Raw genomic sequence first — 23498 nt, forward strand, 5'->3', positions numbered from 1 at the left:
GGCACTACGGAGATGGGCAGGGAGGCGACGGCGATCATGGAGCCGCACCGTCCGTTGCTCGTGCGCATCGGCACGCTCGCCAGGGCCGACGCGCCGTCCGGGTGGGAACGGATCGAGCTGAACTTCCGCCAGGTCGGTGACCACGCCGAGCTGGAGCCGATCGCGTTCACGCGCGGCTCCGGCCGGACCTTCCCGGCGTCGGCCGAGCTGGCCGAGGTGTTCGCCGAACTACGGGAGGCCATGTACGAGCCGGGTGTCGGCGCGTGGCTGCAGGCCCGCTACGCGCTGCACCCGTCCGGTGAGTTCGACCTCGACGTCAGCACCACGAGCCAACCGTGGTGGCGGACGCCCCCGGACGACCTGCCCGCCGCGCTGGAAGCCGAGTTGAAAGCGTTTCCCCGGGATCCGGAGCACCTGCCGGACTGGTGGCGCCGCGCGGCCGGCCTGCCGCTCGGCGTCAAGTTCCGGCACGCCCGCGTGGTCGACACGTACGAGGACGGCGCCGCGCCCGTCATGGGGCGTCCGCCGGTGCCCGAGAACGAGGTGCCCGCGCTCCTGCGGTACCTCGAACGCCAGCCCGCGGTGCTGGTCGGCAGCGGGCTGGGCCCGGACATCTTCAGCGGCGGCACCGAATCCGACGTGCCGGAGAGCTACCACACCGACGGCTCGTGGATCTGGCACGCGTCGGTCCCGCACTACCTGCGCAAGTACGGCACCCCGCCGGAGCCGGACTTCCTCGCGCACATCCGGGACCAGGACTTCCAGCCGCCCTACGTCGACAAGCTGACCCGGCGCACCGCGGCGGCCGACCTGCTCGGCCGGTCCCGTCCGAAGGCCGATCCGGGCGAGGCGCTGCCGACCACCGGGGACATCGCGGCCGAACTGGAGACCCGCACCGATCCGGCGCTGGAGGACCCGGCGTTGCTGGTGGTTCTGGCGCAGCGGCTGGCCGAGCACGGCATCTGGCCCGCGGCCTACCGGCTGGCGTCGCGAGCCGACGGCGCGTGGTGCCTCAACCCGACCGATCGCGGCTGGGAAGTCGCGCGCTACGCCGGTGGGGCGCCGGTGCGCCCGCAGTACTTCGAACGCGCCGAGGACGCGGCGCAGCACCTGCTCGGCGCCCTGCTGCTGCACCCCGCGCGGACCACGGGCGGCGCCGAAACTCCGCTGGAAACCTCCGCCGAGCTCGCGGACTGGCCGATCCAGCCCGCCGAGGGCGAGCCGCCGCTGACCCTGCTGCGCAACAAACGCCTGATCCGGCTGCCCGCGGCCACGGTCGTGCAGCGCTTCGGCGACGAGACCGGCAACCTGGTCCACCACGACGAAACCCGTTTCCCCGCGACCTCGCTGCCCATCGAGCGGGACCGCGAGGAGCGGCGCTACCGGCTCCGGCGCAGCCTCGCGGTCGTGACCGGCATCGCGATCCCCTGGGCGAACCTGCCCGGTGGCGGTGTCGCGTACGTCCTGCCGAAACCGCTGAGCGAGCACGTGGCGGACGCAAGCCTGGAAAGGATCGAGTAGTGGAAGCGGCAGAAGCGGTCGCGAAGGTCGAGGAGTGGCTGCGCGAGGTCCACCCCGACGCCGGCCTGCGTGCCGACCAGGCGAACCTCGTGCGGCGCCCGGAAGGCTGGTACGTCCCCTACAACTCCACCGCCTACCTCGACGGCGGCGACCTCGGCGAGCAGATCATCCCGCCACCCGCGCTGATCGTCCGCGACCCGGAGGGCGACCTGCGCCACGCGTCGCCCATCAGCGGTGGCTTCAGCATCCCCGCCCAGTACCCGGGCCGCGACCACTGGGCCGAGGTCATCGACCCCGAGTACGCCGCCTCCGGCCTCGGCCGCCTCGGCGTGCCGCTCGCCGCGATCACGGGCTGGCAGCGCTACCTGCCGGACGGCACGGACACCGGCGAGTTCCGCCCGAACCCCGAGTACCGGACGGGGCCGAGCCGGCGTGGCTACCCGATGCCGTGGACCACGCTCGACCACCTCGTCGAGTTCCGCCACATCGGCTGGCTGGACCAGCGGAAGTTCGTCATCGGCCTGCTCGAGGAGAGCGTGCTGGTGCCGCTGTCCGACGGCCGGGTGCGCCACCAGTCCACGAAGGACGGCCGTCGCACGGTGGAGCTGTGGACGTCGACCCGCTTCTTCCCGCCGGGCAGCCGGGAGTGGTTCTGGCTGGACCCGGTGACCCTGCTGTCCCACGTGCCGGAAGCCGACCTGGTCATCCACGGCCCGTGGCAGCTCCCGGTCGAGGTCACCACCGAGGAGATCCGCGCGGCGAACGCCGAGTTCCCCCGGTACAGCGACAAGATCGAGGTCACCGGCGAATGCGTGGAGGCCTCGGCGGACCTGACGCGCTGGGCCGCCGACACCGCGGCGCGGATCGGGCTGCCCGAGCCGGTGGAGCTGCCGGTCGACGCGGGGGACAGCGCCCGCGCCCACGGTTTCGAGCTCACCGCGGACGAGTGCTACCGAGTGGTCACCGGACGGTCCTGGGTCCGGCGCATGGGCATGGCGCTGCCGCCGCGACCGCCGTACGACCTCGCCGCGTTCGGCCTGGCCCGCGGGTACGACGACAACGGCGAACCGGTGTTGCGGGTGGACTCGTTCGGCAAGTTCGCCGACGTCGGCCAGGACACCAACTTCAGCTGGCAACGCATCGTCGGCGCGTACGTCGGCTTCGCGCTCGGGGAAGCGCTGGGCAACTCGGCGGACGGGACCGAGCCCGGTCCGGTCGGCCCGCTCACCCAGCGCCTGCTGTTCCTCACCGAGGCCGTCCTGCGCGGCGGTGCGGCGCACGAGGCGACCACCCGGTGGCTGCACACCCAGGGCGAGGCGGTGCCGGACATCGAAGGGTGGCTGCCGCACCTGGCCGAGCTGCACGCCGTCCGCGATCCGGACCCGGCCGATCTCCGCTCCGGCCCGGCGGTCCTGCTCGGCGCGCTGCCCGGTGTGCTCACCATCGGTGGCCGGAGCGAGGTGCCGTTCGGTGCGTCCGAGGCGGCGGTCCGCTCCTTCTCGGCCCTGCCGGAATCGGACGAGACCGACCTGACCTTCGCCGTGTTCCTCGGCCTGCTGTTCGAACGATCACTGGAGCGGGAGTTCAGCCCCGCGTTGTGGGTGTCGGCCGGTGCGGTGCTGCAGGACCGGGACGGACCGCGGTGGGACGCCGTGCGCGAGCTGGCCGCGCGGTCCCTGATCGCCATCCCGGAACAGGGCCTGTACCACCTGCCCGAGCCCGAGGAGATCGGTGACGGCCACGACACGGCGTCCGTCCTCGGGCGCGCGCTCGCCGCCGTGAGCGGGTTCGAGAACAACCCCGAGGTCGCACTGCTGCGCGCGGTGAACCACTCCGGTCGCGGCGCGCTGACCGGGGCGATCGCCGGCGCGCTGGCCGGCGCGCGCAACGGCGTGCCCGGCCTGCCGCAGAAGTGGGTGGACCAGCTCGAACTCAAACCGCTGATCGAGCGGGTCGTCACGGACGTCGCCCGCCGGTTCGAGGGGATCCCGGAGGGGGAGGAAGGACAGCGATGGCTTCGGCGCTATCCGGCGATCCGGCCGTGACGGCTCAGCGCTTCACCGACTGGAAGGCCGTGCCGGACCCCGAGTTCCGGCGCAACGAGTTCCCCGGGCTCGGCACTCCGGAGCCGGCGATCGTGCGGTGGATCGAGGTCGACGAGCGCGAGCAGCCGACCGGCAACGTCCGGGAGAACCCCGCGCACCGGCCCGGCCCGGAGTGGTTCGGCAGTCCGAAAGCCACCACCCCGGCGGGGAGGCTGCTGGGCATGCACCGCGTCGGCTGGATCGACGAACCGACCATGCGCAGGCTGTTGCTGGACTGCGAGGTCCTGGTTCCGCTCGGTGCGGACGGCGAGCCCGTCCGCAATCGCACGCGGGACGGCCAGATCGTCGTCCCCGCCTACACCGCGACGGGCACGGTCCCGGCCGGTGTGCACCGGTGGCGCCGGATCCGGCCCCGCGACCTGCTGCGGCCCGGCGCGGGGGAGACGCGGCTGGACCTGGACCCCGGGCACGTCCTGTCCGTGGGCGTCGACCTGGCGGCGGAGATCGACGGGGCCGAGCAGAACCCGGGCCGGTATGTCGACGAAGTCGCGCCCGAGGTTTCCCCGCGGATCGCGGAGCTGGCCGGCGAGTCCGGGCTCGGCGACCTCGTTCCGCAGCGGCTCCGCGCGGTCGGCGGCTGGGCCAGGAAGAACGGGTACGAGCTCAGCGCCGACGAATGCCAGCGCTACGGGCGCGCGTACGCCCTGTGGGTGCGCAACCTGCGGCTGCGCCACGACGGCCGGCCGGTCGAGTGGCCTGCCGACCTCGCCGGGGCGGGCCTGATCAACCACTACGACAACACCGGGCGCCCCGAACCGAGGCCGTGGACGCTGGGCAAGTTCCAGGACGCCGGGACACCCTCGGGGTTGTTCGCCTGGCACCGCGTCGTCGGCGCCTACGTCGGGTTCGCGCTCGGGGAGTGCCTCGCCCTCGGCAACGGCGACGTGCTCGGCCCGATGACCCGGCAGGCCCTCCGGCACACCGAAGCCGTCATGCGCGGCCTGCCGTTCATGACCCTCACCGGCGACGTGCCCGAGGGGTTCCCGCCCGCGCCGAAGCCGGAGAGCTGGCTCTCGGTCGCGCTCGGCGACGGCCCGGAAGCGCCGCCGAACCCGCTGACCGCCGTGCTCGCCGCGACCATGACCGCGGGCTTCGAGCTCGAGAACGCCGGGCTGTCGTACCAGATGGCCGTCGCGCGGGCCCTGACCGGCGCGGGCGGCGAGGCCGCCACCGCGATCGAGCTGGTCGTCCGGTTGCTCACGAAGGTGCTGGTCAACGGCGAGCCGTCGTGGCCGTTCCACGCCGTCCTTGGTGAGCTGCGGAAGTCCGGGCAGGCGCCGTTCGACGAGATCGCCGCGATCGTCCTCGCGATGCGCGACGGCCGCGACATCCCGGACACCGAGCAGATCGAGACGCTCGGTGACCCGGCGAGCCCGCTCGCGGTGGCCGGGCGCGCCGTGTTCGCCGCCACCAAGCGGCAGCACGACCCGTTCGCCGCGATCCAGGCCGCCGGACTGCAGTCGGCCGAACCGCCGCTGACCGCCGCGCTCACCGGGGCGCTGGCCGGCGCCAGGCTCGGCGTGCCCGGCCTGCCCGCGGACCTGGTCGGGGCGCTGACGCCGCTGGGACTGCTGGACAACATCGCCAACGACATCTACCTGCACTTCAACCTGTACGGGATCACACGCAGCCGGTCGTTGCGGGAGGACTGGGCGCGCCGGTACCCGCCCGGTTAAGTTTGACGGGCCCGTTTTCCGGACGCAGGGGGAAGTCGTGCGGTACCGAGTGGAGTTGGCGGAGCGCCCCGACGGGCTGTACGCCGTGTGGCAGGGGCGCGTCTTCCCGGCGCAACGCTCCAGCGCGGACGGCACCGTCCTGCTCGTGACGCCGCCCGGCGAGGACGCGCCCGCCGACTTCGACAAGGAGTTCGACGGGCGGCCGGCGAAGGTGCTGCCGGAAGCCGAGGTCGCCGCGACCTTCAGCCTGCAGACGCACTGCCTGTTCGACGACGACATCTACCGCGTCGCCCCCGGCGAGGGGCTGACGTTGCGCTGGAACGGCACCGACGAGACGCGGGCGCGGCAGCTCGGCCTGCACGACTTCGCCGTCGACGCCACCGAGGCCGAAATCACCGCGATCTGGCAGGAGCGGCACGACTTCGCCGCCGGTGTGCGGCAGCTCGGAGCCGGGGATCCGCAGGAGCTGGTGCGGGAGATCGCGCGGCTGTTGCGGGACGTCGTGCCCGACGGCTGGGAGCGGATCGCCGCGCAGTTCCGGCAGGTCGGGGACTACGCGGAGATCGAGGTCCGCGCCGCGGGCGAAGGCGAGTCGGTGTCGTTGCCCGCGTCGCCGCGGCTCGGGCAGCTGTTCGGCGACCTGCGGGCCGCGATGTACCAGCCGGGCGCCGGGACGTGGTTCAAGGGCACGTTGACGCTGGTCGCGCCGGCCGACTTCACGTTCGACTACGACTCGTCGGCCGAGCCGAACTGGCGCCAGTCACCCTCAGGCAGGCCGACGGCCCGCGCGTACGAGGCCGAGCTGGAGCACTTCCCGCGCGACCGGAAGCAGGTCCCGGACTGGCTCGCGGCGAAGGCCGGCTTGCCTGTAGACGCGGCGTTCCGGCACGCCGCGGTCGTCGACGGGCCCGGCGAGCCGCCCGTGGTCAACCGGCAGGCGCTGCCGCCGGACGAGGCCCGCGCGTTGTTCGACTACCTGTACCGGGCGCCGGTCGCGGTGGCCAGGCCGAACCGGTTGCCGGACCTGTTCGCGCCGGTGGCGCAGCCGGACGTGCCCGACGCCTTCCACACCGACGGCACGTGGATCTGGGCCGCGGCGGTGCCGCACTACCTGCGGAAATACGGTCTGCCGCCGCAGCCGGAGCTGGTCGAGCACGTGCGCGCGCAGGGTTACCGGGCGCCGACCGTGCCGGCGCACCTGCTCGCGGCCGCGGAGGCGGAGCTGCTGGGCAGGCCGCTGCCGCCACAGCCCGACGCGGGTGAGGTGGACGCGGTCACGCTCATCGACCGCGGCGGCGATCCGCCGTACGGGCTGCGGGCGTCGGAGGTTCTGACGGTCCTGGAGCGGCGGCTGGCGGAGTACGGGATCGCGCCCTCGGCGTACCGGATCGGTTCGCGGGCCGAGGGGGCGTGGAGCCTGCAGCGGACGGAGTCGAGCTGGGAGGTCACCGGTCCGGACGGCGCGGAGCCGGCGGCGTTCGCGCGGGTCGAGGAGGCGGCGCGGTTCCTGCTCGGATCGCTGCTGCTGTACCCGGTGCGGGTGGTCGACGACGAGGGCGACTGGCCGATCACACCGCAGCGGGGCGAGCCGCCGCTGACGTTCTACCGCGCGAAGCGGCTGATCACGTTGCCCGCAGGGACGACGCTGGTGCGGTTCGGCGGCGAGGCGGGCAACCTGGTGCACGACGAGACGGCGCGGTTCCCGGAGACGTCGCTGCTGCCGGAGCGGGAGGGGCAGCGGGCGCTGTACCGGGTGGCGCGGCCGGTGCGCGTGCTGACCGGCGTGACACAACCATGGGGAGCGATGCCCGGCGGGGCGGTGGCGTACTTCCTGCCGCACCCCGTCGGGCACCACGTGGAGACGGGCGGGTTGGAGCGGCTTTAGCGCTTGCTGCTCTTGATCAGCGCAACCAGCTGATCGAACCGCGCGTTCATCTGGTCGACGACCTGCTCGAACCTGGCGTCGACCTGCTCGAACCTCGCGTCCACTTGCTCAAACCGCCGGTCCACCTGCTCGAACCTCGCGTCCACCCGCGCGAAGCCCTCGTCCACCCTCCGTTCGAGTCGATCCAACCGGGCCCCCTGCTCGAGCTGGGTCTCACGCAGCGCGTGGAGCACCGTGATGTGCCCTCTCAGCTGAGCTGACACGTCACCGACCTCCTTCGAGGCCGCGACGGCGAGCACACGGGCTTCGCGGGCGGTCTCCAGCGCTTCGATGGCGAGCCTCCGGGTGTCGTTCTGTTCTTCGGTCATGCGCGGCAAGTTATCCACCCGAAATCAGCTCCTTTCAGCGCGAACGCGCCATACCGCGCGATACCCCGGCAATCATCGCGGCATCCAGAGCGTCACGCGAGTTCCGCTGCCCGGGCTGGACTCCACCCGCGCCTGGCCGCCCGCCTCGGCCAGCCGCGCCGTGATCGACTCGCTGATTCCGAAGCCCGGTGGGCGGTCCGCCTCGTCGAAGCCGGCGCCGTGGTCGCGGATCACTACCGCCACCCCGCCGTCCCGTTCCTCGGCGCGCACGACGACCCGGTCGGTGCCCGAGTGCTTCAGCGTGTTCCGCAGGGCCTCGCGGGCCGCGTCGCGGATGGCGACCTGCCGGACCTCGGTCAGGGTGTCCGGGTCGAGTTCCGCCATGACCAGCTGGGCGCGCAGGCCGTCGCGGGCCATTTCCGCTGCCAGGGCCGCCAGTTTCTCGCCGAGGGGGCCGCTGCCTTCCGCGCCCTCGATCGTCTGCCGCACCTCGATCGCCTGCGCGCGGGCCAGCCGCCGCATCTCGCTGAGCTGGTGTTCGCTGCTGCCGGAGCCCGGCAGGGCGATCGTCTCCAGCGTCTGCAGCACCGTGTCGTGCAGCATCCGGTGCTGCCGCGCGCGTTCGGCCTCGCGGCCGTGCCTGATCCCGTACGCCAGCGCCAGCCGGGTGCCGAGGCCGAGCAGCACCAGCGCGCCGGTCGCCGTCACCAGCACGCCGATGATCGTCCCGACCCCGGCGAAGGCTTGTTTCACGTTGAACACGCCGCTGTTGAGCCACCACGCGGCCCCGGCGAGCGGCACGCTCAGCACCGTCAGCCCCAGCCCGTACCCGACTCCCAGCGCGAGGGTCAGCAACGCGACCCCGCCGAGCAGGTGCTTGCCCGGCACCTGCATCGCGGCTGTGAAGGCCGGGGCGGGCACCGTCGCCGCGACCACCAGGTTGGCCACGACCGTGAACACCACGTCGAGCACCAGCAACCGGACCGCGCCACCGCCGTGGAACGGCGTCGACCGGAACAGCCAGCGCAGCCCGTACAGGTTCAGCGCGATCGAGCACACCGCGACCGCCACCACCGGCGCCACGCCACCGTGGTCGCCGGCAAGGAACGCGACCAGCGCCCCAGCCACCGCCAGCACGCGGTAGATCAGCGGGACCATCGCGACGTACCGGGTGGCGCGGAGCAGCAGGTTGTCCTGCGCCGCGAGGTCGACCGGCCCCGCCATGCGCCGCATCCGGGCGAGCGGGGACACCGGCGCCGGGTCGGCGACCTCGTCGTCCAGTCCACCGGTCGCGCCGGCCATCGCGGGCGCGCCCCGCCGCAGCAGGGTGCTCAGGTAACTCGCCGCTCGCGGTGGGGACATCACGACCTCCCGGTCGTCTCGACGCACCCTGAAGTTACAGGCCGTTCTCCTCGGCCCAGCGGCGCAACTCGGCGACGGCCTCGTCGTGGTCGAGCGGCCCGCGGTCCAGGCGCAGCTCCTTCAGGTGCTTCCACGCCTTGCCGACCATCGGCCCCGGCGGCAGGCCGAGGATCTTCATGATCTCGTTGCCGTCCAGGTCGGGCCGCACCTTCGCCAGGTCCTCCTCGGCCTGGATGCGCGCGATCCGCTCCTCGAGCTCGTCGTAGGTGCGCTGCAGCGCGGCCGCCTTGCGCTTGTTGCGCGTCGTGCAGTCGGCGCGGACCAGCTTGTGCAGCCGGGGCAGCAGCTCACCCGCGTCGGTGACGTACCGGCGCACCGCCGAGTCGGTCCACTCGCCCTTGCCGTAGCCGTGGAACCGCAGGTGGAGGAACACCAGCTGGCCGACGTCCTCGATGACCTGCTTCGGGTACTTCAGCGCGCGCAAACGCTTGCGGGCCATCTTGGCGCCGACCACCTCGTGGTGGTGGAAGCTCACGCCGCCGCCCTCCTCGAACCGGCGGGTGGCGGGCTTGCCGATGTCGTGCAGCAGCGCGGCCAGCCGGAGCACGAGGTCGGGCTCGGCGTCCGGGTCGTCCCGGCGCTCCAGCGCGATCGCCTGGTCCAGCACGGTCAGCGAGTGCTGGTAGACGTCCTTGTGCTGGTGGTGCTCGTCGATGGCCAGCCGCATGCCGGGCACCTCGGGCAGGACGTGCTCGGCGAGCCCGGTGTCGACCATCAGCTCCAGCCCGCGCCGCGGGTACCGGCCGAGCATCAGCTTGGACAGCTCGGTCTGCACCCGCTCGGCGGTGATGCGCTGGATCTCGCCGGCCATCTCGGTCATCGCGGTCACCACGCGGGGCGCCGGCTCGAAGCCGAGCTGGGCGGCGAACCGAGCGGCACGCAGCATGCGCAGCGGGTCGTCGGCGAAGGACTCCTCCGGGGTGGCGGGGGTGTCGAGCACCTTCCGCCGCAGCGCGTCCATCCCGTCGTGTGGGTCGACGAACTGCTTGGTCGACAAGTCGATCGCCATCGCGTTGACCGTGAAGTCGCGGCGCTTGAGGTCGCCCTCGATCGAGTCGCCGAAGGTCACCTCGGGGTTGCGGCTCACCCGGTCGTAGACGTCCGCGCGGAACGTCGTGATCTCCAGCGTCGAGCCGCGCTTGGTGACGCCGACGGTGCCGAAGGCGATGCCCGCCTCCCACACCCCGTCGGCCCAGCCGCGGACGACCTTCAGGATCTGCTCGGGCCGCGCGTCGGTGGTGAAGTCGAGGTCGGCGGACAGCCGGCCGAGCAGCGCGTCCCGGACGCTGCCGCCGACCAGGTACAGCCGGTGCCCGGCCTTCGCGAACAGCCCGGCCAGCTCGTCGGCCAGCGGCGAGATCCGCATCAGCTCGGTCACCGCGTTCCGCTTCGCGGTCAGTTCGTTCACCGGGATCGAACCGCCTCGGGAGTCGACTCAACCATGACAGACACGAGGAACCAGCCTACCGATCGACGAGGAGTGAACAGTCAACTACGCAGTAGCGGCCGGAAGGGGCCGCCACGCACTAGCATCGCAGCATGTCTGGATCGGCCGGTCGCTCCGGCGGGGGTAAGCCGCGACGCCGGTCACGCCGCCGCCGCGGCCGGAAGATGACGACCTCCGTGGAGACCTCCGCCGGCGGCCTCGTGGTCGATCCCGCCAGGGAGAACGCCGTGCTCATCGGCAGGCTGGACCGCCACGGGAAGCTGCTGTGGTCGCTGCCGAAGGGCCACATCGAAGACGGCGAGACGATCGAGCAGACTGCGGTGCGCGAGGTGAAGGAGGAGACCGGGATCTCCGCGGAAGTGCTGCGGCCGCTCGGCACCATCGACTACTGGTTCGTGGCCGAGCGACGGCGGGTGCACAAGACGGTGCATCATTTCCTGCTGGAAGCCACCGGCGGCGAGCTGTCCGACGAGGACTCGGAGGTCACCGAGGTGGCCTGGGTGCCGATCGCCGATCTGGAGACCCGGCTCGCCTACACCGACGAGCGGTCCCTGGTGCGCAAGGCGCGGGAACTGTTCGACGACGACACGCGAGCGACAGAAGGAGCGTCGGAGTGAAGCGGTTCGCCGCCACCGGGCTGGTTGCGTTCCTCCTCGCGATGTTCACCCCGGTCACGGCGAGTGCCCAGTCGGACGCGCCCAGCCGCCTGCGGCTGGACGTCGCGCAGCTCAATCCGCGCGTGATCACCACGAACTCGGTGACGCTCAACGTCACCGGCTCCGTGACGAACGTGGGCGACCGGCGGATCAGCGACCTGCAGGTCCGGCTGGAGCTGGGCGAGCGGCTCACCACCGAGCGCCAGGTGCGCACCGCGATGAGCGGCGCGGCCGCGGCCGCCGCGTCGAGCACCGACTGGGTCGACGTCGAGCCGTCGACCCTGGAGCCGGGGCAGACCGCCCAGCTCAGCGTCACCGTCCGGCTCGACGGGACGCGCGGCAACCTGCGCGTGAACAGCGCCGGCGTGTACCCGATGCTGGTCAACGTCAACGGCACGCCGGACTACGGCGGCGCGGCGCGGCTGGCGTCGATGAGCATGCTGCTGCCGGTCCTGTCCGCGCCGGGCAAGAGCGCGACCAGCCAGAACACCTCGCCGTCGCCGTTCACGATGCTGTGGCCGATCGCCGACACCCGCCCGCGGATCGTGGCCGCGCCGCTGGGCGGCACCGCGGTGCTGTCCGACGACGTGCTGGCGACCGAGCTGCGGCCCGGTGGCCGCCTGTACGGGCTGGTGGAGTCGGCGAGCGCGGTCCGCGACGACCCGCAGCTGACCCGCGCGCTCTGCTACGCCATCGACCCCGACCTGCTCGACACCGTGGACGCGATGTCCCGCGGCTACCAGGTCCGCACCTCGACCGGCACCACCGGCGGCACCGGCGCGGAGGCCGCGAAGGCGTGGCTGCAGTCGCTGCGGGAGCTGGTCACCGGGCAGTGCGTGGTCCAGCTGCCCTACGCCGACGCCGACCTGACCGCGCTGACCAAGGTCCGCAGCGGTGACCTGCTGCCGTTCGCCCTGGACACCGGCGCGCGAGTGCAGGAACTGCTCGGCGTCACCCCGCAGAACGGCGTGCTGTGGGCGGGCGGCGCGCTGGACCAGAGCACGCTGGCCGCGCTGAGCGGGGCCGGCGTACGCACCCTGATCACCGACCCGGTCGACTCGTCGACGAGCGGCCAGTCGTCCGGCGCGGTCACGCTGGACGGCACCGCGCTGCGGGCGCAGCAGGTCGACTCGCTGGTCCTGTCCGGGCTGGCCGGCGCGTCCGGCAGTACCGAGGCGACCGCGGCGACGCCGGTGGGCGACCCGGACATCGCCACGCAGAACGGCCTGGCCGCGCTCGCGTTCCGCGGCGGCCTTGCCGGTGGCGCCTCCCGTCCGGTGCTGGTCGCCCCGCCCCGCCGGTGGACGGCGACGCAGGACGAGCTGACCGGTTTCCTGCGCAACGTCGGCGACTTCGTCGACCGCAACATGCTGACCCCGCAGTCGCTGCCCGCGCTGCTGGCGACCGCGAGCACGGGCAGCGCCAAGATGAGCTACACGGCCGAGGACCTGGCCACCGCGACCCCGACGTCGGTCACCGACGAGATGAGCTCCATCGAGACCACGATGGCCGACCTGCAGGGCGCGATGCAGATCGACCCGGCCGCGCAGGTGGAGCCCGCCGAGCTGCTCGAACCGCTGCGGTTCGCGCTGGTCCGCAGCACGTCGGCGGCCTGGCGCGCGCGGCAGGGCGCCGCGGAGGCCTCGGCCGCCGACGCCCGCGCCGAACTGGACGGCCTGCTCGGCCGCGTGACGGTGGACACCCCGCCGGTGCCGATCTCGATGGCGTCCGGGTCGGCGCCGCTGCCGGTGTCGTTCAACAACCGGCTGCCGGTGCAGATCGCGGTGCGGATCCAGCTGAGCAACACACCCGGCCTGCGCGTCGAGCAGGTGCCGGACCGCCTGGTCCCGGCCGGCCTCGGCGGCAGCGAGCGGATCCCGGCCGAGGCCCTGCGCGCCGGCGTGTTCAACCTGACCGTCTCGCTGACCACCCCCGGCGGCACGCCGCTGGGCAACCCGGCGCGGTTCGAGCTGCGGTCCAACGAGTACGGCGTCGTGACGCTGGTCCTCACGATCGCGGGCGCGGCGGCCCTGGTCCTGCTCTCCGCGCGCCAGATCTACCGTCGCGTCCGGGCCCGCAAGGCCTGACCGACTACTCTGGGGTGCCAGAACCGGACCGGCGAGGATTGGGCGCGCGCGTTGGACAGAGACCCGGGGTGGCCACCCGAGCGTCCCGCCGACCGCGGAACACGGCGCCCGCCGCCGCCTGATCGCGCTCGGCAGGACCAGACCCGCCGCATCCCGCCTGTGGCGAACGGCAGGCCGCGGCCCCCGCAGCCGACTCGCCAGCAGGGACAACTGCCGCCGGACCGGCTGCCGCAGCCACCGCGCCGCCAGCCGCCGCCGGATCGCAGGCAGCCGCCGCCCACGGGCAGACAGGCCCCGCCGGACCGCCGCCAGCCGGTGCGGCCGTGGCGGCAGGAGCGGCAGCGCCACCAGGACAGCATGCCGTTCGGCGCGCCGCCGCTGCCGCCGAACGACCCCGACGCGACCATGCTGATCCCGCGGATCAGCGGCGTGCAGGGCGGCAACCGCTGGCCGGTGGCCGACCCGGACGTGCTGCGGCCCTACGACGCGCTGGCGACGCGGATGATGCCGCGCATCACGGCGTCGCCGTCCACCTCGTTCGGCGAGGGTCCCGGCCTGGACGCCACCGGCTTCCACGCGCCCGTCGAGGCGCCGGAGAAGCCGGCCGCGCCGTCGCTGGCGAAGTCCAGCAGCCGGATCGCCATCGCGTCCCTGATCAGCCGGATCACCGGGTTCCTCTGGAAGATCATGCTGGTCTGGGCCGTGGGCACCGGCGTGGTGAACGACTCGTTCAACATCGCCAACACGCTGCCCAACATCGTCTTCGAGCTGCTGCTCGGCGGCGTCCTGAGCAGTGTGGTGGTGCCGCTGCTGGTGCGGTCGCAGGACGACAAGGACGGCGGCCTGGCCTACACCCAGCGCATGCTGACCGTGGCGTTCGTGCTGCTCGTGATCGGCACGGTGGTCGCGGTGGCCGCCGCGCCGTGGCTGACCTCGCTCTACCTGGACGGCGAACCGGGCAAGACCAGCTCGGACCTGACCACGGCGTTCGCCAGGCTGCTGCTGCCGGAGATCCTGTTCTACGGCCTGTTCGCGCTGCTCTCGGCGATCCTCAACGCCAAGCAGATCTTCGGGCCGCCGGCCTGGGCGCCGGTGGTGAACAACCTGGTCGTGATCTTCACGCTGGCCGTGTTCATGCTCACCCCCGGCGAGATCACGTTCAACCCGGTCGAGATGAGCCAGCCGAAGCTGCTGCTGCTGGGCATCGGCGTGACCATGGGCATCGTCGTGCAGGCGATCATGCTGGTGCCGCCGCTGCTGCGCAGCGGGTTCCGGTTCAAGTGGCGCTGGGGCATCGACAAGCGCATGAAGGAGTTCGGCGGCCTCGCGCTGTGGATCCTCGGCTACGTCGCGGTCAGCCAGATCGGCTTCACCGTCAACACCCGCGTGCTGACCAGCGGTGACCCGGGCGGTGTGACGATCTACTCGAACGCCTGGCTGCTGTTCCAGCTGCCGTACGGCGTCATCGGCGTCTCGCTGCTCACCGCGATCATGCCGCGGCTGTCGCGCAACGCCGCCGACGGCGACACCCGCAAGGTGGTCGCCGACCTGTCCTACGCCTCCCGCATCTCGACGGTGATGCTCGTGCCGATCGCCGCGGTGATGTCGGTGATCGGCACCTCGGTCGGTGTGGCGTTGTTCAGCGGCGGGGAGAACTCGACCGCGGACGCGTCGCGGCTGGGTGAGGCACTGGCCATCTCGGCGTTCGGCCTGCTGCCGTACGCGCTGGTGATGCTGCAGCTGCGGGTGTTCTACGCGATGAAGGACGCCCGCACGCCGACGCTGATCATGGTCGTGATGACCCTGGTCAAGATCCCGCTGCTGTACCTGTGCCCGGTGCTGCTGTCGGACCAGAACATCGTGCTGGGCGCGATGATGGTCAACTCGCTGACGTTCGTGGTCGGCGCGATCATGGGCCAGGTCTGGCTGTGGGTGAGCCTGGGCAACCTGCGCAGCAAGCGCGTGCTCGGCGTCATCCTGTTCACCGTCGTGGCGAGCGGGCTGGGTGTGCTCGCCGCGGTCGCGGTCGGGTGGGTGGTCCCGGACTTCGGCGAGCGGCTGACCGCGTGGATCAAGCTGATCCTGCAGGGCATCGTCGGCCTCGGTGTGTCGTTCGGCGTACTGGCGCTGCTCAGGGTGGACGAGCTGTCGCCGGCCACGAAGAGAATCACCCGATTGATCAAGCGCGGGTAACGAACCACTCACGGATAACCCTGTCTCACCCCGTGTGTTCACGTACCCTCGACCACAGGGCGCGGGAAAGAGAGCGTGGGGTGAACGAGAAGCGGAGCGAGCAGTCCGGTCCGATCCGGACGGGTGTCCGCGCGAGGGGAGGCTCCCTCGCGCCGGGCAGCGTGGTCGGAGACGGCCGGTACCGGTTGCTCGCCCAGTTCGGCATCGACGAGCGGGCGGGCGCCCACCTGTGGCGTGCGCGGGACGGCCAGCTGCGGCGGGACGTCGCGCTGACGCTGCTCGTCGGCGACCCCGCGGACGCCGAAGCCGCACGTCAGGCCCGCAAGACCCTCGAACGCGCCACGCACGCCGCCAAGTTCAACCACGAAGCGGTCGCCAGGGTGCTCGACGTGCTCACCCTCGGCAACGGCATCACCTCCGGTGAGGGCCTGCTGGGCGTCGTGGTCACCGAGTGGACCAAGGGCACCGACCTGATCGACCTGGTCGCCGACCGCCCGGTCCAGCCGCTCGCCGCGGCCCGGATGGTCCAGCGGCTCGCCGAGGCCGTCGAGCGGGCCCACCACTCCGGTCTCGTGCTCGGCCTGGACCACCCGCAGCGCCTGCGCCTGACCACCGAAGGCTCGCTCCGCCTGGCGTTCCCCGGCCCGCTGCCGGACGCGACGCTGCGCGACGACGTGAAGGCCATCGGCGGGATCCTGTACCTGCTGCTCACCGGCCGCTGGCCGCTGCCGGGCGGGCCGGCCGCGATCCCGGCCGCGCCGCACGCCCCGAACGGACGGCTCGTGCCACCTCGCTCCCTGCAGCCGTCGGTGCCGCAGGAGCTGTCGTCGCTGGCGGTCCGCACGGTCGAGGACGGCGGCCCTGGCGGCATCCGCACCAGCGCCGCGATCGTGCGCGCGCTGGAGATGGCCGCCGAGGCCGAGGAGCGGACGCAGCTGATCAAGGCCCAGATGGAGGCCGACGGCGACGGCACGATCTGGACGACGAAGAAGCCGGTCAAGGACCGCGCGCGGCGGCGAAAGCTGGCGCTCGGCGTCACCGTGCTGGTCGTCGCCGCGGTCGCGATCCTGGCCTGGCTCGGCATGCTGGCGATCAGCTTCTTCCAGGACGATCCCAGCTCGGGCGGCCCGCCGATCAACGTGGCCAACCCGACTCCGACGGCGTCCGCGTCGGCCCCGGTCAACCCGTCGCCGAACCCGCCGCCGTCGCCCGGCGGGCAGGCGCAGATCGGCGCCGCGGTCGGCCCGGAGAGCGTCACGGTCTACAACCCGGACGGCAACGGCGACAACACCAGCCGGGCCCGCAACACCGTGGACGGCGACCCCACCACGATCTGGCGGACCGACCAGTACCGGCAGCAGTTCCCGGCCATCAAGGAGGGCGTCGGGCTGCTGGCGAGCTTCGACAAGCCGATCAACCTGGCCAAGATCACGGTGGCCGCGGACAGCCCGGGCACCTCGATCGAGGTCCGGCTGGCCGACTCGCGCAACCCGGAGCTGGCCGACACCCGCGTGATCGGCACGGCCACGTTGAACGGGCAGACCACCGACATCACCCTTCCGCAGCCCCAGCAGGGGCAGTACGTGATCATCTGGATCACTCAGCTGAGTGACACGGACAAGGGCTACCAGTCCCAGATAGGCGAATTGACCTTCCTCCCCGCCCAGTAGGGTGCTGCGGGTGACCGCAGCTGCACCAACGGACGCCGACCTCATCGCGGCGCACGCGTCGGGGGATCCGCACGCGTTCAGCGAACTGGTCCGGCGGCATCGGGACCGCATGTGGGCGGTGGCCCTGCGCACCCTGCGCGACCCCGAGGAAGCCGCCGACGCCCTGCAGGACGCCTTCATCTCCGCCTTCCGCGCCGCCGCGAACTTCCGCGCGGAATCCCAGGTCACCACCTGGTTGCACCGGATCGTGGTGAACGCCTGCCTGGACCGGGTCCGGCGCAGGCAGGCCCGTCCGACGGTGCCGCTGCCGGAGACCGGCGTGAACGAGCCGGCCACGCCGCGGGACTCGATGGCCGACCGGGAGACCCGGCTGGTCATCAAGGAGGCGCTCGCGCAGCTGCCGGAGGACCAGCGGATGCCGATCGTGCTGGTCGACGTCGAGGGGTACTCGGTCAGCGAGACCGCGAAGATGCTCGGCATCGCGGAGGGCACGGTGAAGAGCCGCTGCGCCCGCGGCCGCGCCAAACTCGCCAAAGTTCTCGGCCATCTCCGGAACCCGGATGCATTAGCGAACGTCCCAACTCCCGAAAGCAAACGGGAGCGCGGCGGCCGGTCTGGGGCACAGCGCGAGAGGGAGGGACGATGACGGACGAGAGTCGGGGGATCGAGGCCGCCGGCCCGCCCTGGTCTGTCGACCTGCTCGCGGACCTGCACGCCGGCGTCCTGGACGACGACGAAGCCGCCCGCCTGTGGCCGCTGGTGCAGGCCGATCCCGAGGCACGCGCGATCATCGAGGCGCTGGAGGCGACCACCGCCGACCTGGCTGAGCTGAGCGCGGACGTCCCGCCGATGCCGGCCGAGTTCGCGGCCCGCCTGGACGCCGCGATCGCCGAGGAGTCGCGCCGCGCGTTCCCGCAGCAGCAGCAGCCGGGCGTGGCGCCGGTGGTGAGCCTGGACGCGGCCCGCCGTCGCCGCAACAAGCGCATCGGCTGGATCAGCGGGGTGGTGGCCGTGGCCGCCGCCGCGGTGGCCGCCGTCGCGATCGCCATCCCGGGTGGCACGTCGCCGTCGCCGGGCAGCAACGTGGCCGCGCCCCCGCCGGGTCAGAGCGCGCCGCAGCCGCCGCTGAACCTGCGCAGCGACCAGGCCGCGAGCGCGGTCGGCCAGATGCAGGGCACGTTCGACTACGGCCCGCTGCGCAACGCGGACGTGCTGCAGACGTGCCTGACCGCCGCCGGCTTCGCCGACACCGCCAAGCCGATCGGCGTCCGCCAGGGCTCCATCGACGGGCAGCCGGCCGTGCTGACGCTGCTGACCACCGGTCAGCTGGCGAAGTTCCGGCTGGTCGCGTTCGCCCCGACCTGCGGCGCGGGCAACGCCGGGGTGCTCTTGGACAAGGTGATCGGGTAAGCGCGTTCCACGTCACGGGCGAGCCGTGTCACGCCGGGAACACTGGACCCTACGATCGTGTTGAGCCTGGTACGCAGGTCACGACGAGCGGAGGTCTACGGGTGGCAGCGGAAAACGTTCGGAACCTCATCATCGTGGGGTCGGGTCCGGCCGGGTACACGGCCGCGGTGTACGCCGCGCGTGCCCAGCTCGAACCGCTGGTGTTCGAGGGTTCCCAGTTCGGCGGCGCGCTCATGACCACCACCGAGGTCGAGAACTACCCCGGCTTCCGGGACGGCATCCAGGGCCCGGACCTGATGGAGGAGATGCGCAAGCAGGCCGAGCGCTTCGGCGCGGAGCTGCGCGCCGAGGACGTGGAGAAGCTCGAGCTGGAGGGCGACGTCAAGTACGTCACCGCCCACGGCACGCGCTACGCGGCCAAGGCCGTCGTCCTCGCCATGGGTTCGGCCGCGCGCTACCTCAACGTGCCCGGTGAGCAGGAGCTGCTCGGCCGCGGTGTCTCGGCGTGCGCGACCTGTGACGGCTTCTTCTTCCGCGACCAGGACATCGCCGTGCTCGGCGGTGGCGACTCCGCCATGGAGGAGGCCACCTTCCTGACCAAGTTCGCCCGGTCGGTGACGATCGTGCACCGGCGCGAGGAGTTCCGCGCCTCCAAGATCATGCTCGAGCGCGCCCGCGCGAACGAGAAGATCAAGTGGGCGCTGAACAAGCAGGTCGTCGAGGTGCTGGGCGACACCACCGTGTCCGGCCTGAAGCTCAAGGACACCGTCACCGGCGAGGAGTCGGTGCTCGACGTCACCGGCTTCTTCGTCGCGATCGGCCACGACCCGCGCAGCGAGCTGGTCAAGGGCCAGGTCGAGCTGGACGCCGAGGGTTACGTCCTGACCAAGGGCCGCACCTCCTACACCAACCTGCCGGGCGTCTTCGCCGCGGGCGACCTGGTCGACCACACCTACCGGCAGGCCATCACCGCCGCAGGCTCGGGCTGCTCCGCGGCCATCGACGCCGAGCGCTGGCTGGCCGAGCACGCCGGCAACCCCGAAGCCGAAATCGCACCCGAACTGGTGGGCGGCGGCTACGGCTCCGCGAACTGAACTCCAAGCTCGTACCAAGTAGGGAGATGAAATGTCCGACACCGTCAAGGTGACCGATAAGTCCTTCGCCGACGACGTTCTGACCAGCGACAAGCCGGTCCTGGTCGACTTCTGGGCGACCTGGTGCGGGCCGTGCAAGATGGTCGCCCCGGTGCTCGAGGAGATCGCCGCCGAGCACAAGGACAAGCTGACCGTCGCGAAGCTGGACATCGACGAGAACCCGGGCACCGCCCGCGACTACCAGGTCATGTCGATCCCGACGCTGATCCTGTTCCAGGGCGGCAAGCCGGTGAAGCAGATCGTCGGCGCCAAGCCGAAGGCCGCGCTGCTGTCGGATCTGTCCGACGTTCTCGCCTGACGAAGGCAACCCGGACCCGGGGGTAAACGTCTTCTACGGACGGCCCCCGGGTTTTTCCATGCTCACCCGCCCGGATGACGCACCGACCGGCCCTACGCGGTCACGGAGAGTCCTCAGGGCAGAATGGGTACCCGAGGTTAGCCCGAGACTGTTTGTGCCGCATCGGTTTTTGATCGATGCCCAAGGAAAGAGCGAGGAGTGCATGCGGGTGCTCCGCCGCGGCGACGTCGGGGACGACGTCGCTGAGATCAGGTCGATGCTGGCCTCGATCGGTCTGCTCCGGCCGGATGCCGGCAACCTGTTCGACCACGAGGTCGAACGGGCCGTCCGCGGGTTCCAGCAGCGCCGAGGGCTGCTCATCGACGGCGTCGTCGGCCCGGCCACCTACCACGTGCTGCGCGGCGCGACCTTCCACCTTGGCAGCAGGCCGCTGGCCTACCTGATCTCCTCGCCGGTGCACGGCGACGACGTGTTCGCGCTGCAGGACCGGCTGACCGAGCTGGGCTACGACGCCGGCCGCCCGGACGGCATGTTCGGCCCGAAGACCGAGCACGCACTGCGCAACTTCCAGCGCGACTACGGCCTGGTCATCGACGGCATCTGCGGCCCGGCGACCGTCCGCGCGCTGCGGCAGCTCTCCCCGCGTGCCCGTGGTGGCCGCCCGGTGCTGCTGCGCGAGCAGGAGCAGGTCCGCCAGTCCGGGCCGCGGCTGCGTGGCAAGCGGATCGTCATCGACCCCGGTCACGGCGGCGCCGACCCGGGTGTGGAGATCGGCGGCCTGCGTGAGGCCGACATCGTGTGGGACCTGGCGCGCCGTCTGGAAGGCCGGATGAAGGCCACCGGCATGGAGGCGCTGATCTCGCGTGGCCCGGACACCGGGCCCGCGGAGGCGGAGCGCGCCGCGTTCGCCAACAACGCGGGCGCCGACCTGTTCCTGTCGCTGCACTGCGACCGCAACTCCTCGCCGCACGCGCAGGGCGTCGCCTCGTTCCACTGGGGCAACGGCCTGGGCACCACGTCGACGGTGGGTGAGCTGCTGGCCGGCTACCTGCAGCGCGAGGTGGCCGCCCGCACTGGTCTGCTGGACTGCCGGACGCACGCCAAGACCTGGGACATCCTGCGGCTGACGCGGTGCCCTGCGGTGCGGATGGAGATCGGCTACCTGAGCAACCCCGGCGACCGGGCGAAGCTGTCCGACCCGGCGTTCCGCGACATCGTCGCCGAGGGCATCCTGATCGCCGTCAAGCGCCTGTACCTGCTCGGTGAGGGCGACCAGCCGACCGGCACGTTCACGTTCGCCGACGTGCTCGCCCACGAGCTGGCGAAGGCCGAATAAGCCCACTCGTTCACAGCAGTTGTCCACAGAAACCTGTGGACAACTGCTGCCTTGTGGACCGTTTCTGTGGATAACTCCGTCTACGCGCGGGCTGTGCTGGGCTCGGCTGTGGTGATGGTCACCTGGCCGAGGAGCCGCTCCAGCGCCGCTTCGACGTCTTCCTTCCAGGACAGCGCCGACCGGATCTCCAGGCGCAGCCTCGGCCACTTGGGGTGCGGGCGCACGGTCTTGAACCCGACCGCGGTGAGGAAGTCGGCCGGGACCACGCAGGTGTGCCCCAGCAGCTCGTTGTCGGCGTCGTCCGGGCTCGCGTCGCCGAACGCCTCGATCGCGCGCACACCGCGGCGCGTCATGTCCTTGGCGACCGCCTGGATGAGCGTGCGGCCCAGCCCGCCACCGCGGAACTCGGGCAGCACCTGGAAGCTCGTCAGCAGCACCGCGTCCGCGCTGGGCGGGGACGTGGGGAAGGCGACCGAGCGCGGCACCAGGTTCGGCGGGGCGTACAGGACGAACCCGACGGGCAGCGAGTCGCTGTAGATGATGCGGCCGCAGGAGCCCCACTCCAGCAGCACCGAGGAGACCCAGGCCTCCTTCTCGACCTCGGTCTGGCCGAACTCCTCCGCCTGCGCGCGCAGGTGCGGCGCGAGCTCCCAGTACACGCACCGGCGGCAGTTCTTGGGCAGGTGTTCCAGGTTGTCGAGGGTGACGCCCACGACTCGACGCGACACCTGATCCCCTCCCCGGATTTCGCGGCGGCCGGCCCGACGTGGAGCAGGGCGTGGCGTACCGCCGCAGCCTGCTCGGCCGCAATTGAGGATAGGCGTCTGTGACCCGCGCCGGAAGGCCGGGAATATCACAAGGACGAGTGGTTACACTCGGGAAACTGACCATTCGACAGAGCGAAGTGCGATGACTGCGAATCCACCCGAGCACACTGGCCGCCGAGACCTCGATCCCCACCTCGCCCGTTACGCCGCCCGCACGGCAGGCATGACGGCGTCGGAGATCCGAGCTCTCTTCGCGGTGGCCAGCCGCCCGGAGGTGGTTTCGCTCGCCGGCGGCATGCCGAACCTCGCCGCGCTCCCGCTGGACAGCCTGTCCTCGCAGGTGGGGGAGATCATCGCGGAGGACGGCCTGGTCGCGCTGCAGTACGGCTCCGCGCAGGGCGTGCCGGTGCTGCGCGAGCAGATCTGCGAGGTCATGGCGATGGAGGGCATCAACGCGCACTCCGACGACGTCGTGGTGACCGTCGGCTCCCAGATGGGCCTGGACATGGTCACCCGGCTGTTCTGCGACCCTGGCGACGTCGTGCTGGCCGAGGGGCCGTCCTACGTGGGCGCGCTGGGCTCGTTCGCCGCGTACCAGGCGAAGGTTGTGCACGTCGTGATGGACGACCAGGGGCTGGTGCCGGAGGCGCTGCGGGAGGCTCTCGCGGCGGCCGAGAAGGCCGGGCAGCGGGTCAAGTTCCTCTACACGATCCCGAACTTCCACAACCCGGCCGGCGTGACGCTCGCGGTCGAGCGGCGCGCCGAGATCCTCGCGATCTGCCGGGCGCACGGCGTGCTGGTGGTCGAGGACAACCCGTACGGACTGCTCGGCTTCGACGACCAGACCTACCCGGCGCTGCGGTCGCTCGACCCGGACAACGTCGTGTACCTGGGCTCGTTCTCCAAGACGTTCGCCTCCGGCTTGCGGGTCGGCTGGGTCCTGGCGCCGCACGCGGTGCGGGAGAAGCTGGTGCTGGCCGCGGAGTCGGCCACGCTGTGCCCGCCGAGCCTCAACCAGATGATCGTGTCGCGGTACCTGGCCACGCACGACTGGAAGGGCCAGATCAAGACCTTCCGCGAGAACTACCGGGAGCGGCGGGACGCGATGCTCTCCGCCCTGGAGCAGCACCTGCCGTCCGGCTGCAGCTGGACGCACCCGGATGGCGGTTTCTACGTGTGGGTGACGGTGCCGGAGGGTGTCGACACCAAGGCGATGCTGCCGCGCGCCGTCACCGCCCGGGTCGCCTACGCGTCCGGCACCGGTTTCTACGCCGACGGTTTCGGCAGCAGGCAGATGCGGTTGTCGTACTGCTACCCGACGCCCGAGCGGATCAAGGAGGGCGTGCGTCGCCTGGCCGCGGTGCTCGAGTCCGAAATGGACCTGGTGCGCACGTTCGGTAACGTCAGCATGCGCGCGATCCCCGGCCCGGAGACACCGTCGCCGGACACGGCCTGATCGCCGCGCTGCTGAGTCCTATTTAGACTGTTGATTGAGGAGAGTGC

18 protein-coding genes are annotated in these 23498 nt (G+C 71.9%); 14 read left to right on the plus strand and 4 right to left on the minus strand.

Features of this window, described 5'->3' with window-relative positions; genetic code table 11:
* Positions 1 to 12 precede the first annotated feature (12 nt).
* From AMY39116_RS0302850 to AMY39116_RS0302865, 4 genes are read left to right on the plus strand one after another with little or no spacing between them, the layout of a single operon-like run.
* Positions 13 to 1521 (plus strand): TNT domain-containing protein, encoded by a 1509-nt coding sequence (locus tag AMY39116_RS0302850; protein WP_020416208.1) that lies wholly within the window; start codon positions 13 to 15, stop codon positions 1519 to 1521.
* Positions 1521 to 3566, plus strand: coding sequence for a YrhB domain-containing protein (locus AMY39116_RS0302855; RefSeq protein WP_020416209.1), 2046 nt, complete (start codon positions 1521 to 1523; stop codon positions 3564 to 3566). The genes AMY39116_RS0302850 and AMY39116_RS0302855 overlap by 1 nt, the downstream gene beginning before the upstream one ends.
* Positions 3533 to 5302: a hypothetical protein gene (locus AMY39116_RS0302860; RefSeq protein WP_020416210.1), complete on the plus strand. Its 1770-nt coding sequence runs from the start codon at positions 3533 to 3535 to the stop codon at positions 5300 to 5302. The genes AMY39116_RS0302855 and AMY39116_RS0302860 overlap by 34 nt, the downstream gene beginning before the upstream one ends.
* A 37-nt stretch (positions 5303 to 5339) precedes the next feature.
* Complete coding sequence (locus AMY39116_RS0302865; RefSeq protein ID WP_027935575.1) at positions 5340 to 7187, plus strand: TNT domain-containing protein; 1848 nt, start codon at positions 5340 to 5342, stop codon at positions 7185 to 7187.
* Here AMY39116_RS0302865 and AMY39116_RS0302870 read toward each other — a convergent pair.
* The 3 genes from AMY39116_RS0302870 to AMY39116_RS0302880 form a co-directional block, all read right to left on the minus strand.
* Positions 7184 to 7555, minus strand: a complete 372-nt coding sequence (locus tag AMY39116_RS0302870; RefSeq protein WP_039791182.1) for a hypothetical protein — start codon at positions 7553 to 7555, stop codon at positions 7184 to 7186. The two genes, AMY39116_RS0302865 and AMY39116_RS0302870, sit on opposite strands and share 4 nt — an antisense overlap.
* 72 nt (positions 7556 to 7627) lie before the next feature.
* A complete protein-coding gene (locus AMY39116_RS0302875) occupies positions 7628 to 8917 on the minus strand; it encodes a sensor histidine kinase (protein ID WP_020416213.1) in 1290 nt (429 codons plus the stop codon).
* A gap of 34 nt (positions 8918 to 8951) precedes the next feature.
* Positions 8952 to 10385 carry a CCA tRNA nucleotidyltransferase gene (locus AMY39116_RS0302880; protein ID WP_020416214.1) on the minus strand — a complete coding sequence of 478 codons (1434 nt, stop codon included), beginning with the start codon at positions 10383 to 10385 and terminating at the stop codon, positions 8952 to 8954.
* A gap of 131 nt (positions 10386 to 10516) precedes the next feature.
* On the opposite strand from AMY39116_RS0302880, the gene AMY39116_RS0302885 reads away from it, so the two are divergent.
* The 9 genes from AMY39116_RS0302885 to AMY39116_RS0302925 all read left to right on the plus strand — a co-directional run bounded on the left by AMY39116_RS0302885 (position 10517) and on the right by AMY39116_RS0302925 (position 21228).
* Positions 10517 to 11041, plus strand: a complete 525-nt coding sequence (locus AMY39116_RS0302885; RefSeq protein ID WP_026153651.1) for an NUDIX hydrolase — start codon at positions 10517 to 10519, stop codon at positions 11039 to 11041.
* Positions 11038 to 13167 (plus strand): DUF6049 family protein, encoded by a 2130-nt coding sequence (locus AMY39116_RS0302890; RefSeq protein WP_020416215.1) that lies wholly within the window; start codon positions 11038 to 11040, stop codon positions 13165 to 13167. Before AMY39116_RS0302885 ends, AMY39116_RS0302890 begins: the two co-directional genes overlap by 4 nt.
* A gap of 315 nt (positions 13168 to 13482) precedes the next feature.
* The gene (gene murJ, locus AMY39116_RS0302895) at positions 13483 to 15360 is read left to right on the plus strand and encodes a murein biosynthesis integral membrane protein MurJ (protein WP_020416216.1); all 1878 of its coding nucleotides are present in this window, start codon (positions 13483 to 13485) and stop codon (positions 15358 to 15360) included.
* An 80-nt stretch (positions 15361 to 15440) separates the two neighbouring features.
* Entirely contained in the window at positions 15441 to 17030 is a 1590-nt protein-coding gene (locus AMY39116_RS0302900; RefSeq protein ID WP_020416217.1) for a protein kinase family protein, read from the plus strand.
* Between the two features lie 10 nt (positions 17031 to 17040).
* Entirely contained in the window at positions 17041 to 17676 is a 636-nt protein-coding gene (sigM, locus tag AMY39116_RS0302905) for an RNA polymerase sigma factor SigM (RefSeq protein WP_027933195.1), read from the plus strand.
* Positions 17673 to 18440 (plus strand): anti-sigma factor, encoded by a 768-nt coding sequence (locus AMY39116_RS0302910; protein WP_020416219.1) that lies wholly within the window; start codon positions 17673 to 17675, stop codon positions 18438 to 18440. The genes sigM and AMY39116_RS0302910 overlap by 4 nt, the downstream gene beginning before the upstream one ends.
* A 101-nt stretch (positions 18441 to 18541) precedes the next feature.
* Positions 18542 to 19534: a thioredoxin-disulfide reductase gene (gene trxB, locus AMY39116_RS0302915; RefSeq protein WP_020416220.1), complete on the plus strand. Its 993-nt coding sequence runs from the start codon at positions 18542 to 18544 to the stop codon at positions 19532 to 19534.
* 31 nt (positions 19535 to 19565) lie between these two features.
* Positions 19566 to 19892 carry a thioredoxin gene (trxA, locus tag AMY39116_RS0302920; RefSeq protein WP_017985934.1) on the plus strand — a complete coding sequence of 109 codons (327 nt, stop codon included), beginning with the start codon at positions 19566 to 19568 and terminating at the stop codon, positions 19890 to 19892.
* Positions 19893 to 20094: 202 nt separating this feature from the next.
* Complete coding sequence (locus AMY39116_RS0302925; RefSeq protein WP_020416221.1) at positions 20095 to 21228, plus strand: N-acetylmuramoyl-L-alanine amidase; 1134 nt, start codon at positions 20095 to 20097, stop codon at positions 21226 to 21228.
* Positions 21229 to 21308: 80 nt separating this feature from the next.
* On the opposite strand, the gene AMY39116_RS0302930 is transcribed toward AMY39116_RS0302925, so the two are convergent.
* On the minus strand, positions 21309 to 21956 hold the full coding sequence (locus AMY39116_RS0302930) for a GNAT family N-acetyltransferase (RefSeq protein ID WP_027935576.1): 648 nt from the start codon (positions 21954 to 21956) through the stop codon (positions 21309 to 21311).
* A 181-nt stretch (positions 21957 to 22137) separates the two neighbouring features.
* Here AMY39116_RS0302930 and AMY39116_RS0302935 point away from each other — a divergent pair, with 181 nt between their 5' ends.
* Entirely contained in the window at positions 22138 to 23451 is a 1314-nt protein-coding gene (locus tag AMY39116_RS0302935; protein WP_027935577.1) for a PLP-dependent aminotransferase family protein, read from the plus strand.
* The last annotated feature ends 47 nt before the right edge of the window (positions 23452 to 23498 follow it).

It is taken from the genome of Amycolatopsis sp. ATCC 39116, assembly GCF_000231075.2.
Taxonomy (GTDB): Bacteria; Actinomycetota; Actinomycetes; order Mycobacteriales; family Pseudonocardiaceae; genus Amycolatopsis_E; species Amycolatopsis_E tucumanensis.

Coding starts and splice junctions, on each gene's coding strand:
- AMY39116_RS0302850 (WP_020416208.1), top strand. CDS start 13: ATGGGCAGGGAGGCGACGGCGATCATGGAGCCGCACCGTCCGTTGCTC.
- AMY39116_RS0302860 (WP_020416210.1), top strand. CDS start 3,533: ATGGCTTCGGCGCTATCCGGCGATCCGGCCGTGACGGCTCAGCGCTTC.
- AMY39116_RS0302870 (WP_039791182.1), bottom strand. CDS start 7,555: ATGACCGAAGAACAGAACGACACCCGGAGGCTCGCCATCGAAGCGCTG.
- AMY39116_RS0302875 (WP_020416213.1), bottom strand. CDS start 8,917: ATGTCCCCACCGCGAGCGGCGAGTTACCTGAGCACCCTGCTGCGGCGG.
- AMY39116_RS0302885 (WP_026153651.1), top strand. CDS start 10,517: ATGTCTGGATCGGCCGGTCGCTCCGGCGGGGGTAAGCCGCGACGCCGG.
- AMY39116_RS0302910 (WP_020416219.1), top strand. CDS start 17,673: ATGACGGACGAGAGTCGGGGGATCGAGGCCGCCGGCCCGCCCTGGTCT.
- trxA (WP_017985934.1), top strand. CDS start 19,566: ATGTCCGACACCGTCAAGGTGACCGATAAGTCCTTCGCCGACGACGTT.
- AMY39116_RS0302925 (WP_020416221.1), top strand. CDS start 20,095: ATGCGGGTGCTCCGCCGCGGCGACGTCGGGGACGACGTCGCTGAGATC.
- AMY39116_RS0302935 (WP_027935577.1), top strand. CDS start 22,138: ATGACTGCGAATCCACCCGAGCACACTGGCCGCCGAGACCTCGATCCC.